Here is a 14,548-nt window from a genome sequence, read left to right on the forward strand (position 1 = left end):
GCTGGTAAATCCCTGTGGTGTCCAGCCCGGAAATCCGTGGCGGGCGTCGACCGGTCTCCTCTCCTCAGGCCGAGAGCAGCATCGCGACCACCACCATGGCAAGCAGCCCGATGTACGACCAGGCGTAGGTACGGTCGGGGATCCGCGGCGGGCGCCGCCGCAGCACCGCGATCACCGGCAGGGCTCCGAGGAGCAGCGCCGAGGCGGCGCGGAGGTCGATGAGACCCACCAGGTGCAGATGCGCGTCTGCGGCGGCGGGGAGGGCTGCGGCGCTCAGGGAGACTGCGGTGGCCGGGAGCGCGATGGCGAGGGTGAGAGGGTTGGCCAGCGCGGTCGCCAGGTGCATCGTGTGCCCGGCACGCCGCATGGCGGGGACGGTCATGACGCTGCCTCCCACGCCGAGGAAGGCCGCGACCGCGCCGACCGGCACGCCGAGGACGGCCGGCAGCGGACGCGGAGCATCGGAGGCCGCCTCGGCCCGGGTGCGCGGGCGCAGGAAGCCGGGGCGCAGGAGCAGGTCGGCGATGGTGAGGGCGACGTACGCGACAAACGCCCAGCGGACCGGACCGGCCGGGGCGAAGCGCGTGGCGAGAGCGCCGGCCGAGGCACCGGCGGCCAGCAGGAGGAGCAGCGCGCCGCTGCCGCGGAGCGCGAGGAGCACCCGCCGTGGTGTGACGGCCGTCGCGAACCCCGCGTTCACCACCATCACCAGGGCCGAGGTGGCCGTGGCCACCCGCATCGCGTCCGCGCCGAGTGCGGCGTCCGCCCACACCACGACCGGCACCGCGACGAACCCGCCGCCGAACCCGAACAACACCGTGGTCACCCCGGTGAGGAGTCCGATCCCGATCAATGCCACAACATCCACAGACCCCACTCCACCAGCTGCGACAGACCTCTCGCATGCGATGGTCGGCATCATTCCTTCGCGTCTCGGCCAGTAGGGTGGCCAGGTGAAGAACGTCCCCCTGGCCGACGTCGACCACATCGACCGGGCCGTCCTGCCGATCGGCACCGACTACCCGCCCGGCCACGTACTGGACTGGCACGCCCACCGCCGCGCGCAGTTCCTCTACGGCGCCACCGGGGTCATGGTGGTCGACACCGCCGACGGCACCTGGACCGTTCCGCCCGAGCGCGCCGTACTGATTCCGGCCGCTACCCGGCACCGGGTCCGCATGCTGGGGGTGAGCACCCGGAGCCTGTACATCGAGCCGGATGCTGTCCCCTGGTGGCCCGCCACCTGCACGGTCGTGGACGTTCCGCCGCTGCTGCGCGAACTGCTCCTGGCCGCTGTCGACTTCGAGGTCGACTACAGCCTGTCCGGGCGCGAAGGCTGCATCGCCGCGCTCCTCCTGTACGAGATCGCCGAGCGCGCCCCGCTCCCGTTCCACGTCGGAATCCCCGCCGCCGCCGACCTCGCGAAACTCTGCCGCGAGTATCTGGCCGCCCCGGACGTCGGCGTCACCAACGCCGTCTGGGCCGCGAGGACGGCCATGAGCGAACGGGCCTTCACCCGGCGCTTCCGCTCCGAGACCGGTGACAGCCCCGCCGTCTGGCGGACCCGCGCCCGCCTGCTCGCGGCCGTCCCGCTGCTGCGCACCGCGTCGGTCAGCGAGGTCGGTGGCCGTCTCGGCTACGCCTCCCCCGCCGCGTTCACCGCCGCCTTCACGCGCGCCTTCGGCATGCCCCCGTCCCGCTTCGCCAGTAGCAGTGGAGTTCACGCGGGACACGACGGGCGATGAGGCCGAGGTTGAAGAGGACGCTGGGCCCGGCTGTCACCGCGACCAGTGCGCCCATGGCGTCGGCCCGGCGGTGATCAGCGGGTCGTGCAGATGGGCCAGGCACAGCGCCCCAGGCACAGCGCCCCAGCCACGGCGTCCTTCCGCAGGTCAGGACAGGAGCCACGCCTGGTTCTGGGTACCGGCGCACGGCTCGGTGTGAACCGTGTCGGAGTTGGTCACGTTGGCGAGGCAGTACGCCTGCGCATAGCCGAGCTTGATCGTGGCGTTGCGGTTCCCGGTGGCCGACACCAGCCAGGCCTGGTTCTGGGTACCGGCGCACGGTGCGGTATGGATCTTGTCGGTGTTGGTGTCATTGGTCAGGCAGTAGCCCTGCGCATAGCCCAGCCGGATCGTGGCGTTGCGGTTGCCGGTGGCCGACACCAGCCAGGCCTGGTTCTGGGTACCGGCGCACTGCCCGGTGTGGATCTTGTCGGTGTTGGTGTCATTGGTCAGGCAGTACGCCTGCGCGTAGCCGAGCCGGATCGTCTCGTTCGGGTCGCCGGTGCCGGCGGCGGCGCTGCCGGTCAGGCCCGTGGAAGCCATGACCAGGACCGCCGCAGCCGCTCCGGCGGTGCGGGTCCTGGTGCGGAGGGCGGCGGTGCGGAGGGTGGCGGTGCGGAGGGTTGCGGTGCGGATGCCGACGGACACAGGGCGACTCCCGGAAGCGGACAGGACCGTGCGGGCACGGGGGAGGGCCAGGCCCTCGCCCGCTGGGACACGGAGCGGATGCGCATCACCGTAGCCAGCGCATCGAGCCACGCCCGGGTGAGACCCGAGGACGCCACCCGCATGGCGCAGCACACCCCGGTTGCAGCAGGGAGCGGCGGGCACGGTGCCCGCCGCTCCCTGCTGGTCCGGGAAAGCCCGGCAGTACCGCGCCCCTCTGCCGGAGCGCCCGGGTCAGGGCGTCAGTCGGTGATCTCGATCTTTCCGCTCGGGGCCTCGGCGGGTGCGGCGGGCGCCGCAGGGGTGCCGGTGCCGCGTCGGGTGAGGTTTCCCAGGAGCTGTGCCAGGTCGACACCGGTCGTGGAGCTGAGCAGTTCGACGCCCTGGGCGACGTTGTCCGCGACCGTACGGGAGAGTTGGCTCGCCCCGTCGGTGGAGATCACCGTCAGCTTGTCCACGGCGGCCAGCGGCTCCGACGCCTTGGCCACCACCTCCGGCAGCACCTCGACCAGCATCTGGAGCACGGCCGCGTCGCCGTACTGCGCGAACGCGTCCGCCTTCTTCTGCATCGCCTCGGCCTCGGCGGACCCCTTGGCGGCGATGGCGGCGGCCTGCGCCTCGCCCTCGATCCGCACGGCGTCGGCCAGCGCCGCACGGTGCGCCTTCTCGCCCTCACCGGTCAGCCTGGCCCGCTGTGCGTCCGCCTCGGCCTCCTTGACCAGGGCGATACGACGCGCCTCCGCCTCCTGCTCCGCCTGGTAGCGGGCCGCATCGGCCGGTTTGCGGACCTGGGTGTCGAGTTCGCGGTCCGTCAGGGCGGCCCGCCGCTCGGCGACCTTCTCCTGCTCGGCGAGGATCTGCTGCTGGCGGTCGGCCTCGGCCAGCGGACCGGCGGCGTTCGCCTGCGCCTGGGCCTCGTCGGTCTGCGCCTTGATCTCGGCCTGCTTCAGGTACAGGGTCCGCTGGGCGATGGCGATCTCTTCCTCGGCCTTGAGACGGGCCTGCTCGGCGGCCCGGCGTGCCACCGCCTCCGCGATGTCTGCCTCCTGCTTGGCGCGCGCGGCCTCGGGGCGGCCCAGGTCCTCCAGGTACGAGCCCTCGGTGGTGATGTCCTGGATCTGGAAGGCGTCGAGCACCAGGCCCTGCCCGGAGAGGCTGGCCTCCGCCTCCTCCGCGACCTGCCCGGCGAAGGCGGCCCGGTCCCGGATGATGTCCTCGACCGACATCCGGCCCACGATGGAGCGCAGCGCGCCGGAGAGCACTTCCTGGGTGAAGCCGACGATCCCGTCCTGCTGCATCAGGAAACGCTGGGCTGCGGCCCGGATCGAGTCCTCCGTGCCGCCGACCTTGACGATCGCGACGCCTTCGAGGTTCGCCTTCACTCCGCGCAGGGTGACGGCGCCGCGCACGGCCACCGGGATGTGCCGACTGGACAGGTCGAGGCTGAACTTCTGCTGGACGAACGGCACCACGAAGACGCCACCGCCGACCACGACCTTCTGCCCGCTGTTGTCGGTGAAGACCCGTCCGGTCTCCGGGTCCGTGGCCTTCTTGCCGCGCCGCCCGGTGATGATGAACGCCTCACTGGGTCCGACGACCTTGTAGCGGCTGACGACCACGAGGGCGAGCAGGACGACGAGTACGACTATCCCCACCACCGAGGTGAGTACAGGGCTCATGACGAATTCCTTGCGTTGGCAGACAGAACAGACAGGGGGCGAGGCTGCGAAAGGCAGCGGTGCGGATCGGGACGGAACGGGTCAGCGTTCCACGGCGCGGACCGTGACGGACGTGGGCGAGAGCGTCGACTCCACCCAGACCTCGGTGCCGCGTGCCACGGGAACGATGCTTTTCGCCGCGTACTTCACCCGCTGGCCCGCAAGGTACACGAGCACCTCGCCGTAGCCGTCGGCCGGAATCCCGGTGATCACGGTCCCGGAACAGCCGACCAGATCAGCGCCGCGCGGCGCCCCGGCACCCCGGTCGCTCATCAGCGCCCGGCTCAGCCGCCACGTCAGCCACCCCGCCCCGGCCCCGGCGCCCACCCCCACCGCGATGGCGGCGGGCACCCCGAGCCCGGTGGTCCCCAGCACGATCGCCCCGGCGAACCCGAGCATCGACAGGAACCCGGCGATCACCGGCAACGACAACAGCCCGTCGAGCCCGCCGGCCAGCCCGTCGAAGACGCCCTCCATGACCCCGTCGAAGATCAGGGACACCAGGAGCAGCCCCAGACCCGCAAGGCCGAGCCCGAGAAACCAGCCCATCCGTACCACCCCGCGTCTCCGGAAAACCCTGAAGCCAGCCTGATGCTTTCACACGTGGGTGGTGCGGGTCATTGCCCGGGTCCAGCAGCCCTCGCCCGCCTCCGCTGCCGGGCTCTGCCCGATCCCTCGGCCCCGTCACCCGGTGAACCTTCGCCCTGCGGCCGGCACCGAGACGGCCGCCACGGCAGCGCTCCCGGGGCGGCCGCCGGCCCGATGTCGAACTCGGCGATGCCGCGCTGGCCCTGCTTCGGCGGTGATCACCCGTGCGGTCTGGGCGACGCCGGTGAGCACCGACCGGGCGTTGGCGCGGGTGCGCGACCACCCGACCATGCGATGTCGTCGACCGCCAGCCATGGTTCACCGGCCACGGCCGACGGGGTCACTCCGGTGAACGCCACGATGTCCCGGTGCAGATGGGACTGGTCGGCATAGCCGCTCTCCGCCGCGACCCGGGCCGCGCCTTCACCCGCAGCCAGGCGGTGGACGGCATGGTCGAAGCGGACCAGATTCGCAGCGCGCTTGGGAGGCAGGCCGACCTGCGAGTGGAACCGGGACCACAGGCGCTTACGGCTCCAACCGACCTCGGCCGCCAGTTCTACGACCCGGACCAGGCCGCGGCTGACGACGATTCGGTGCCAGGCCCAGGCCACCTCCGGGGCCACGGATGGCACCGCCGCACATCGGCGGGCGAGCAATGCGTCCGTCAGCGCGAAGCGTTGCTCCCAGGAGGAGGCATCGTCCAGTTGTTCACGGATCCGAGACGCCTCCCGGCCCCAAAGGTCGTCGAGGGCCACCACGGCACCGTCCAGGTCGGCCGGGGAGACACCCAGCGTCGCGCGTGCGACCACTGGGGACAGGCGCACCTGGACGCCCTCGAAGTTCTCCCCCCGCAGCCGGACCGCGCCTCGGCGCCCGGCCCCCGGCCCGGCGACGAAACTTCCCCGATGCCGACGCCCGGCGGCATCGTCCACGAAGGGCGAGCCGGAACCGAACTCCAGAGCCAGCATCACGGTGGGATGCGGGATCACCCTGAGGTCAACCGGGGTCAGGCCACGGTCGCGGAACCCAGCCATACGGACACCGGCCACCCTGCTGGGCCGCTCCGGACAGGCAACGTCCAACCAGGCCGTATGGTCGCGTTCCCCCGCGCCGGATCGCATCCTCGAATGCTACGCGAGCCGACTGTCCGGAACACTTGTCCAATCCATCCTGTGCCGCTCGAAAAGTCGTCGCCGACGCGCTCCAGAAGTCCTCGGACGTGCACCTCAACCCATCGGCTGGTGGCAGCAGGCGTCGTGGCACAGGGTGCGGCCGACCTCCAGCCAGGCGGCGTGCTCGGCGGGGCCGTGCCGGTGAGCGGGGTGGGTGGCGAGCAGGTCGGCCTGGTGGTGGGGTACGCCGTCGCGGACGGCCATGGGGGTGCGGACCAGGGAGGCGAAGTCGGTGAAGGGGTCGCCGTCGACCACGGTGAGGTCGGCGATCTTGCCGGGTTCGACGGTGCCCAGGTCGTCCTGGAGGCCGAAGAGCCGGGCCGGGACGGTGGTGGCGCAGTGCAGTGCCTGGGCGGGGGTGAAGCCGTGGGCGTGCAGGGCGCGCAGTGCCAGGTGCAGGTGGAGGCCGACCGGGACGAGGGGGGCGTCGGTGCCCAGCGCGAGGGTGGCGCCATGGGCGACGAGGGTGCGGTAGTCGCGGATCTCGGTGGCGAGGGCGTGCAGCTGCTGGGCGGTGGGGGCGGTTCTGGCGGCCTCGCGCACGGTGGCGGTGTCCCAGGGCGGCATAAGGGCGGTCACCCGCGGGTCGTCGGCGAGGGCGGGGTCCGCGCCGAGCAGCGGCAGGGCGGTGAAGGGGGTGGCGATGAGGGCGAAGGCGCCGTCCGCGTACTCCTGGAGCAGGTCCTGGTGGATGTGGCCGAGGGGCGTGGTGGCGTGCCCGTACTCCAGGCGCTGGGTGGCCTGGAGGTGGGTGGTCAGGTCCTGGCCGGCGTCGCGGCCGGGGAAGCACAGATGGCTGCCGCAGGGCACGCCGAGCCGGTGGGCGGCGCGGGCGGCCAGGGCCATGGTCCAGCCGGGCGCGCGGACGTAGGTCTTGACGAAGTCGGCGTCCAAGGCGGCGGCGCGTTGCATGGTGCGGCGGACTCCGGCGCCGGTGCGGTGGGCGCGGCCCATGCTGTACGCGACGCGGGAGCCGTCGATCAGTTCGGCGGTGGCCAAAAGCCGGGGGCCCGTCGAGCGGCCGGCCGCCAGGGACTCGCGCAACCGGGCGCCCTCGTAGGCGAAGCCGCCCATGGAGGCGGTGGTGGTGATGCCGTAGGCGAGCGCGAGCAGGTTCTGCCGGCCGCCGTAGATGTCGGGCCACGGGTGGGTGTGGCTGTCGAACAGGCCGGGGATGACGGTCCGGCTGGAGGCGTCGATGGTGCGGCCGGCCGGCCGGTGCGCGCGGTGCGGTTCGACGGCGGTGATCCGGTGGCCGGTCAGCACGATGTCCACGTCGTGCCGGGGGTGCTCGGCGGTGCCGTCCCACAGCTGGCCTGCATGGATGCGGACGGTGGTGCGGCGCGGCGGCAGGCTGCGGCGGGCGGTGAGGGCGACCGGGACGGTGCGCCGCTCGGTGCCCTCCCGGTCGGTCAGGCGCAGCCTGCCGTTGGAGAGGTAGAGCAGGGTGCGGGAGTCGGCGGCCCAGGTGGGGTGGTCGGCGGGCTCGTCGGTGAGTTGGCGTGGCGATCCGGCGGGGGCGCCCTCGGGAGTGACGGGCAGCAGCCACAGGGCGGACTCCAGGACGAGCGCCATCCAGCGGCCGTCCGGGGACCAGACGGGCCCGGCGGCGCAGCGGTCGGAGAGCGACTGGTGGCGGGCGGGCAGGTGGCGGGCGTCGGCGCCGGTCGCGGTGTCGATGACCCGGATGAGGTTGTACCCCTCGCGGAAGCGCCGGTTGAGCCGGTTGCGGTCGCAGAACGCCAGATACCGGCCGTCCGGGGACCAGCTGGGGGCGCCCGGTAGGCCGCCGCCGCCGAGCGGCGCGGCCAGGACCCGGTGGGTGCCGGTGGCCAGGTCGTGCAGCAGCAGGTTGCCGGTGGTGTCCTGGCAGGCCAGGCGGGTGCCGTCCGGGGAGAGGGCCGGGTGGACCCGGCCACCGGTGGCGAGCACTGTCTCGCTGCCGTCGGCGATGTGGTGGCGGTGGACGGCGGCGAGCCCGTCGCGGTCGGTGCAGTACAGGATGGAGCGGCCGTCCGGCGCCCAGGACGGCATCTGCAGGTAGCGGGCGGGGTCCTCCCGGACGAGCCTGCGCGGCGCGGCCCCGCCGAGGGGCATCAGCCACAGGTCGTTGAGCGCCGCGAAGGCGACGTGTCTGCCGTCCGGTGCGAGGGCGGGCAGGTGGATGCCGCGCACCCGGGCGGGCGCGGTGGAGTCCAGGTCGCGGCGCTTCGGCTGGTAGCGGGGGCGGTGTACCGGCTGGCGGGCGGTGAACGGGATCTCCTCGACCGTGTGCGAGGACAGACTGCGGACCCGGATGCGGCCGTCGGCGAGGTACAGCAACCGGTCCGCACCGATCCACTGGGGCGGCGCCGCGGCGAGGTCCTCGGTGGTGGTGACCGGTCGGCCGTCCACCATGAGCGCGGCGCCGGCAGCGGGCAGGGACGGGGAGTCGGTGGTGCTGGTCAGATGGAGGTGGGCGACGCGGCCGTCCGGGGAGAGGGACGGGCACAGCAGGCGGCCGGCGGCCACGGAGCGCAGGAGGGTGACCCGGCCGCCTTGGGCGGAGACCCGGGCGAGGGTCAGACCGCCGTCCGTCCCGCCGCCCGTCCCGGCGGCTGCGGCGCGGACGAACACCACCTGGCGGCCGTCCGGCGTCCAGGCGGGGTCGTAGTCCTCGTACGGGCCGCCGGTCAGGCGGGTCAGCCGGCCGCTGCGCAGCTCCAGGGTCCAGATGCCGTAGGAGCTTCCGGTGACCGCGTCGCCGCCGCGCTCGGAGGAGAACGCGAGCCGGGTGCCGTCCGGTGACCAGGCGGTGCCCCGGTCGTCCCAGGGGCCGCCGGTGAGCTGCCGCAGGCCGGTGCCGTCCGGCCGCATGGTCCAGAGGTGGAAGCCGCCGCCCCGGTAGGCGCAGAGCGCCACTGCCGAGCCGTCCGGGGAGAAGGCGGGGCGGGTCGGCTCCAGGTCCCAGTCCGTCAGCCGCACCGCTTCTCCGCCGTGGCGCGGGATCCGCCACAGGATGCCCTGCACCTCGGCGATCAGCCATGCCCCGGTCGGGCAAGCGGTGACGGACCCTCCCGTCGCGGCGGTGCGGACCAGGGTCGTACGACTTGTGTCGGCGGCGGACGCGGGCGGTGCGGCCGGGGGCGTTGCGGCGGCCAGTCCGGCGGCGGATGCCGCGTGCAGGGGAAGCCGCGCCGGCTGACGCCATGGGTCTCCACCACAGGTGCTCCTCACCGGGCAGGGGGCGGGCGGGTCGCGCGGCGGCGCTGAACCGGACTGGAGCGTTCCACCCGGGCGGCTCCCGCCAAACAACGGGTCGAGGCCGACGAACGGCTGAAGATATCGTCCGAGGGCCCGCAGAATGCGGGGGGAATTCGCATAGCAAATGGGTCGAGCCAGTTTTGGAAGCCTGCGCGGATTTCGCGAGGCTGCTTCTTGCGGTGACTTTATCCATAGGCGGTCGGGGAATTGAAGAACATTCTGGCCGAGGCGCGGGAAAGGCGGTTAGGGTGTCGCTCATGATGGACTCGTACGCTGACCCGGGAACTCCGGATCACCGAAGCGCGGCGCGTTACCTGTGGTGGCTGACCATGAGTCAGCGCCGACGGGTCGTGGGCGGCGCGGTGCTCGGTACCCTCTGGATGGTCTGCCTGATGCTGCCGCCGTACCTCATGGAGCGTGCGATCGACGACGGGCTTCAGCCGGGGAGGACCGCTGTCCTGGTCGGGTGGGTGGCCGCGCTGATCGGCGTCGCGCTGCTCAACGCCTGGCTGGGCATCATGCGCCACCGCACCATGACGCGAGTCCGGATGGACGCCACCTTCCGGACGTTGACCGACTCGCCCTGGGCATCCTCTGCTTCGCGCTGGCGCAGCTGCTGCTGGGCCGCTTCGCCCGGTACATCGGGTACCGCTTCGGTGAGCGGACCCTGGCGCGGATCCGCGAGCGATTCGTCGAGCGGGCACTCGCCCTGCCCGCCTCGGTGGTCGAGCGCGCGGGCGCCGGTGACCTGATGACGCGCGGCACCGCCGATGTCGCCACCGTCGGCACCACCCTGCGCGACGCCGGGCCCGAGGTCTTCGTCGCGCTCGTCCAGGTCGTCTTCATCCTGGCCGCCATGCTTGCGATCAACCTGCCGCTGGGCATCTGCGGGGTGCTCTGCCTGTCCGGGATCTGGTTCGCCACCCGCTGGTACCTGCGCCGTGCCCACGCCGGCTACCTCGCCGAGGGCGCCGCCGCCTCCGGGCTCGCCGAAGTGCTCAGCTCCACCGCCGCCGGGGCCCGGACGGTCGAGGCGCTGGGCCTGGAGGAGCGCCGGATCGCCGCCGCCGCCGAGGCGATCGAGAGCTGCCGCGTCACCCGCACCCACACGCTCCACCTGCGCAGCGTGCTCTTCCCGGTGGTCGAGTTCTCGTACATCGCCCCGGTCGCGGGCATCCTGCTGATCGGCGGGGCCCTGCGCGGCAGCGGCGCGGTCAGCGTCGGCGCGGTGATCTCCTGCGCCCTCTACTTCTGGAAGCTCGCCGAGCCGCTGGACAAGGTCCTGATGTGGCTCGACCAACTCCAGCGCAGCAACGCCTCCTTCGCCAGGGTCGAGGGCATCGGCCGGATCGAAGCGCCGGTCGTGACCGGCGGCGAGCAGCCCGCCGACGACCGGATCGACGTGGTCGGCGTCCGGTACGCCTACCAGGGGGAGCGGGACGTCCTGCACGGTGTCGACCTGACGGTCCGCCCTGGCGAGCGACTGGCGGTGGTCGGCCCCTCAGGTGCCGGAAAGTCCACCCTGGGCCGACTGCTGGCCGGAGCGGAGGCGCCGCGCACCGGCCGGGTGACGGTGGGGCAGGTGCCCGTCGCCGAGCTGGACCCGGCACAGCTGCGCCGCCATGTCGTCCTGGTCTCCCAGGAGCACCACGTCTTCCTCGGCACCGTCCGGGACAACCTCCGGATCGCCGCGCCCGGCGCCACCGACCAGGAGCTGCACGCGGTGCTGGCCGCCGTGGACGTCGACTGGGTGGATGAGCTGCCGGACGGGCTGGACACCGAGGTCGGCTCCGGCGGGCACCGCCTGGACGCCCAGCAGGCTCAGCAACTCGCCCTGGCCCGCGTGGTCCTGGCCGATCCGCACACGCTGATCCTGGACGAGGCGACCTCCCTGCTCGACCCGGCCACGGCCCGGCACACCGAGCGCTCGTTGGCGGCCGTACTCAAGGGCCGCACCGTGATCGCCATCGCCCATCGCCTGCACACCGCGCACGACGCGGACCGGGTCGCGGTCATGGACGGCGGCCGGGTGACCGAACTGGGCAGCCACGCCGAACTGTTGGCGGCCAACTGCGGCTATGCGGCGCTGTGGAGGTCCTGGCACGGCGCCTGACCGCGCACCTCACCCCTCTCGACCAGTAGCCGAAGCAGCACGGGAGCGAGCCCGCTCCCGAATGCGACCGCAAGGCCTGGCCGCGTTCCTACGCGGCCAGGCCCAGGCCCAGGACAAGGCCGGGGCTATGCCGACCGCAGGGTGAGCAGCGTGATCTCGCTCGGCGCGAAGACGCGGAACGGCGGCCCCCAGAAGCCGGCGCCCCGGCTGGTGTAGAGCTGGGTCCGCTCCCCGTGTCGGCTCAGGCCGTGCACCACCGGCTGGTCGATCCGGACCAGGAAGTTGAACGGCCAGATCTGGCCGCCATGGGTGTGTCCGGAGATCTGCAGGTCGATACCGGCGTCAGCGGCCTGTCCCACGTACTTGGGCTGGTGGGCGACGAGCAGGACCGGCTGGTCGGGGTCCGCCCCCGCCAGTGCGCCGTGCAGGTTCGCGCGGTGTCCAGCCAGGCCGGAGGACTCCGCCGTCACGTCGTCCACACCCGCGAGCACGAGGAGGTCCCCGCCGCGCTCCACCACGACATGGCGGTTGTGCAGCGGTTCCCAGCCCAGTTCCGCCATGCGGTCAAGCCAGCCCTGGGCCTCCCCGAAGTACTCGTGGTTCCCCGTGACGTACACCTTGGCCAGCCGCGACCGGATCGTCCCGAGCGGCGCGGACTGCTCCCGGCGCTGGGCGGGGGTGCCGTCGGCGATGTCGCCGGCGTGGACCACGACGTCGGCGTCGAGCGCATTGACCGCCTCCGCGACCCGCGCCGACCAGTCGGCCCGGTCGATCGGCCCGTAGTGGGTGTCGGCCAGTACGACGACACGCGTTCCGTCCAGACCCCCGCCGAGCCGCGGGACGACGAGGTCGAGCCGCTTCACCCGTGGTACGCGCATGGCCTCGTGGTGTCCCCAGGCCAGCAGTCCGGCCGAGACCACGGCCACGGCCACGGCGATGATCCTGGCCGGGCCCACGCCGCCGACGCCTAGCCCCATCAGTACGAGGTGCAGCAGCCCGCCCAGCGCCGACCAGGTGAACAGTACCCAGACCACCCCGAGAGCGCTGTCGGCCACGCGCGCCGCCCGGTCGGACCGCCGCTGCCCGTGGCCCGCGGCCATCAGGAAGGGGAAGGAGACCAGCCCGGCGGCGAAGACGAGCGTGCCGGTCAGGACGACCGGGAAAGGCCAGTCGACGCCGGAGGCGAACAGCGTCCACCAGGGCAGGAGGAACAGCACGGTGAGGACGAGGAGCACCACGCCCCCGCCCAGCCGCCTCCGAAGGGACCGCCGAGCGCTCGGCACCCCGGTTCCAGTCTCGGCCTCAGGGGGCGCGACGGCCACGACGGCCTCCGTCCCGCCGGCACCTGCCGACCGCGGGTCCGACTCCGACCAAACGGATTCGCCCTCTGACACTGCGCTGCCCCTCACATCCGCTGTCCGTCCGACCAGTCGCTCCCCATCATCCGCCACGCGGTGTGCGATGGGGCGGCCCGGGTCCTGCCGTACCCCTCAAGCGACGTGCCTCGGCAGGACCGGCGGACGGCACAATCCGACCGCTGGGGCACATGGAGCCGGCAGTGGCCTTCTGCCATTCCGCTTGCCATGCCCGCACGACATGGAATGATCACTCCAAGTAGCAGAAGAGGGACCATGGGTGACGGCCATCGGCAAGCCGGGGTGGGCGCGCAGGCTCCGGAACAGGTCGGCAAGAGGGTCGCGCGTTCCGTGGCTGCGACGCTCGCCGCAGCTGCCACGCTCACCCTCGGTACGCCGGGGGGCAACGCCTTCGCCATCGACCACGTCCACTGTGTCGGCGGGGAGAAACTTCGGCGGGTGGTGGGTCGACCGGGCCGACTTCTACGGCAGCTTCGGCCCAGGCGCACAACCAGCGGCGGAATCAGCCGCAACTGCTCTGCACCACGCAGCCAGACGCGCCCGCGACCGGGGGTTTCCACCCACCAGCTGGGCGGCCCATATCCACATGGGGGCCTGATCCCACCGGCCGAGCCCGGGACCCGGCGATGGCCGGGTCAACCGGGTCGTGCCCGCGATGGGTGCGCTGTCAGGGTGGGCGGCTGCTGACCTGCCGTCGGTCGGTTACTCCGGCTTGGTGGCCGGGGTGGGCGCCGGGGCTGTGGGCTCGGGTGTGGTGGCCGGGGTGCTGGCTGCTCGTGCGGCCTTGCGGCGGCGCAGTTTGCGGTGGACGGACCAGCCGATGGCCGCGAGGACGATCAGCAGGCCGATGAGCCAGGTCCACGGCATGGCCCACACGCTGGTCTGGCCGACGGCGGGGGCCGGGGGCGATGCGAGCGTGAAGATCGTCGTGTAGGGGGCGAGTTCGACCTTGGTGCGCAGTCGGCCGCCGGGCCAGACGTCCGTGAGCTTCTGGGTCAGCCGTACCGAGTTGCCGGGCAGCAGCAGCGGGACGTCGGCTGCCTCGGTGGTCTTGGCGAACGCCCCGAACAGGCCGTCCGTACGCAGGCTCTGCCGGGCCTGGAGCGGCACATTGCCGGTGTTGGCCACCGTGTAGCTGACCGTCGCCGTACCGGGGCCGGTCGGGTTCCAGCCTCCCTGGTAGTGCACCGAGAGGTTCTGCACCGCGAGGGTCGGATGCAGGGGCCCGGAGACCTGGAGGTACATCCGGATGCCGACCCGCCGGTCGACCAGGACGTTGTTGCCCTTGGTGTCGAGCGCGGTGCCGGACGAGGAGGCCACGATGCCGCCGACGTGGAAGCCGGGGGTGGCGTTCCTCGGTACGGCGACGGTGAACGGGACGACGACGCTGGAGCGGGCGGGGACCCGGACCACGGTCTTGGCCATCCGGATCCAGCTGCCCACATCGACCGACTTGCGGGCGGCCGGCAGCACGTCGAAGCCGCCGACCTGGGTGTTGAAGGCGTCGCTGGGATACACCGTCAGGCTGAGTGGCTTGTCGCCGAAGTTGTCGACCGCGACAAAGTCCTCGCGTGAACTGCCGGGCTTGAAGTCCTGGTAGGTGAGGGTGGGCCGGGTGTCGGGCTTGTGCTTGGTGGCTCCCTGGATCGACCAGGCGACCTGGTTCGGTGCGGGCTTGCCGGGCGAGGGGCTTGCCGTGGGGGAGGGGCTTGCCGTCGGGGACGGCGATGCCGGTGCGGCGGTCGCGATGCCCGCCGGCAGCACCGTCGCGCCCAGCAGCACCAGCAGCGCGAGCAAGCCCGCTACAAGGCATCGGAAGGAGCGGTCTTCCGGATGATCCGTGTCGGCGACGCGCTCTGCCAGCATCGTTGCCCCTTCTCTGCCGTGA

The 14,548-nt window shown here is 72.6% G+C and carries 10 protein-coding genes; 2 read left to right on the top strand and 8 right to left on the bottom strand.

Features of this window, described 5'->3' with window-relative positions; genetic code table 11:
• Positions 1–64 precede the first annotated feature (64 nt).
• Positions 65–868 (bottom strand): sulfite exporter TauE/SafE family protein, encoded by an 804-nt coding sequence (locus C7M71_RS25380; RefSeq protein ID WP_175607743.1) that lies wholly within the window; start codon positions 866–868, stop codon positions 65–67.
• 85 nt (positions 869–953) lie between these two features.
• Here C7M71_RS25380 and C7M71_RS25385 point away from each other — a divergent pair, with 85 nt between their 5' ends.
• The gene (locus C7M71_RS25385) at positions 954–1,745 is read left to right on the top strand and encodes an AraC family transcriptional regulator (RefSeq protein ID WP_111490399.1); all 792 of its coding nucleotides are present in this window, start codon (positions 954–956) and stop codon (positions 1,743–1,745) included.
• A gap of 147 nt (positions 1,746–1,892) precedes the next feature.
• Here C7M71_RS25385 and C7M71_RS25390 read toward each other — a convergent pair whose 3' ends face one another.
• The 5 genes from C7M71_RS25390 to C7M71_RS25415 form a co-directional block, all read right to left on the bottom strand.
• Positions 1,893–2,432, bottom strand: a complete 540-nt coding sequence (locus C7M71_RS25390; protein WP_162824363.1) for a ricin-type beta-trefoil lectin domain protein — start codon at positions 2,430–2,432, stop codon at positions 1,893–1,895.
• Between the two features lie 260 nt (positions 2,433–2,692).
• Complete coding sequence (locus C7M71_RS25400) at positions 2,693–4,129, bottom strand: flotillin family protein (RefSeq protein ID WP_111490396.1); 1,437 nt, start codon at positions 4,127–4,129, stop codon at positions 2,693–2,695.
• Between the two features lie 81 nt (positions 4,130–4,210).
• The gene (locus C7M71_RS25405; protein ID WP_111490413.1) at positions 4,211–4,717 is read right to left on the bottom strand and encodes a hypothetical protein; all 507 of its coding nucleotides are present in this window, start codon (positions 4,715–4,717) and stop codon (positions 4,211–4,213) included.
• Positions 4,718–4,974: 257 nt separating this feature from the next.
• Complete coding sequence (locus C7M71_RS25410) at positions 4,975–5,790, bottom strand: AraC family transcriptional regulator (protein WP_111490395.1); 816 nt, start codon at positions 5,788–5,790, stop codon at positions 4,975–4,977.
• Between the two features lie 192 nt (positions 5,791–5,982).
• The gene (locus C7M71_RS25415) at positions 5,983–9,144 is read right to left on the bottom strand and encodes an amidohydrolase family protein (protein WP_407675944.1); all 3,162 of its coding nucleotides are present in this window, start codon (positions 9,142–9,144) and stop codon (positions 5,983–5,985) included.
• A 412-nt stretch (positions 9,145–9,556) separates the two neighbouring features.
• On the opposite strand from C7M71_RS25415, the gene C7M71_RS25425 reads away from it, so the two are divergent.
• A complete protein-coding gene (locus tag C7M71_RS25425) occupies positions 9,557–11,284 on the top strand; it encodes an ABC transporter ATP-binding protein (RefSeq protein WP_407676000.1) in 1,728 nt (575 codons plus the stop codon).
• 125 nt (positions 11,285–11,409) lie between these two features.
• Here C7M71_RS25425 and C7M71_RS25430 read toward each other — a convergent pair whose 3' ends face one another.
• Positions 11,410–12,522: a metallophosphoesterase gene (locus C7M71_RS25430; RefSeq protein WP_322975201.1), complete on the bottom strand. Its 1,113-nt coding sequence runs from the start codon at positions 12,520–12,522 to the stop codon at positions 11,410–11,412.
• An 840-nt stretch (positions 12,523–13,362) separates the two neighbouring features.
• Positions 13,363–14,457, bottom strand: a complete 1,095-nt coding sequence (locus tag C7M71_RS25440) for a WxL protein peptidoglycan domain-containing protein (RefSeq protein ID WP_162824364.1) — start codon at positions 14,455–14,457, stop codon at positions 13,363–13,365.
• Positions 14,458–14,548: the final 91 nt, after the last annotated feature.

It is taken from the genome of Peterkaempfera bronchialis (assembly GCF_003258605.2).
GTDB classification, from domain to species: Bacteria; Actinomycetota; Actinomycetes; order Streptomycetales; family Streptomycetaceae; genus Peterkaempfera; species Peterkaempfera bronchialis.

What these genes read in the sequence shown, in the direction of transcription:
- C7M71_RS25400 (WP_111490396.1), bottom strand. Translation starts at nt 4,129, where the DNA reads ATGAGCCCTGTACTCACCTCGGTGGTGGGGATAGTCGTACTCGTCGTC.
- C7M71_RS25405 (WP_111490413.1), bottom strand. Translation starts at nt 4,717, where the DNA reads ATGGGCTGGTTTCTCGGGCTCGGCCTTGCGGGTCTGGGGCTGCTCCTG.
- C7M71_RS25410 (WP_111490395.1), bottom strand. Translation starts at nt 5,790, where the DNA reads ATGGCTGGGTTCCGCGACCGTGGCCTGACCCCGGTTGACCTCAGGGTG.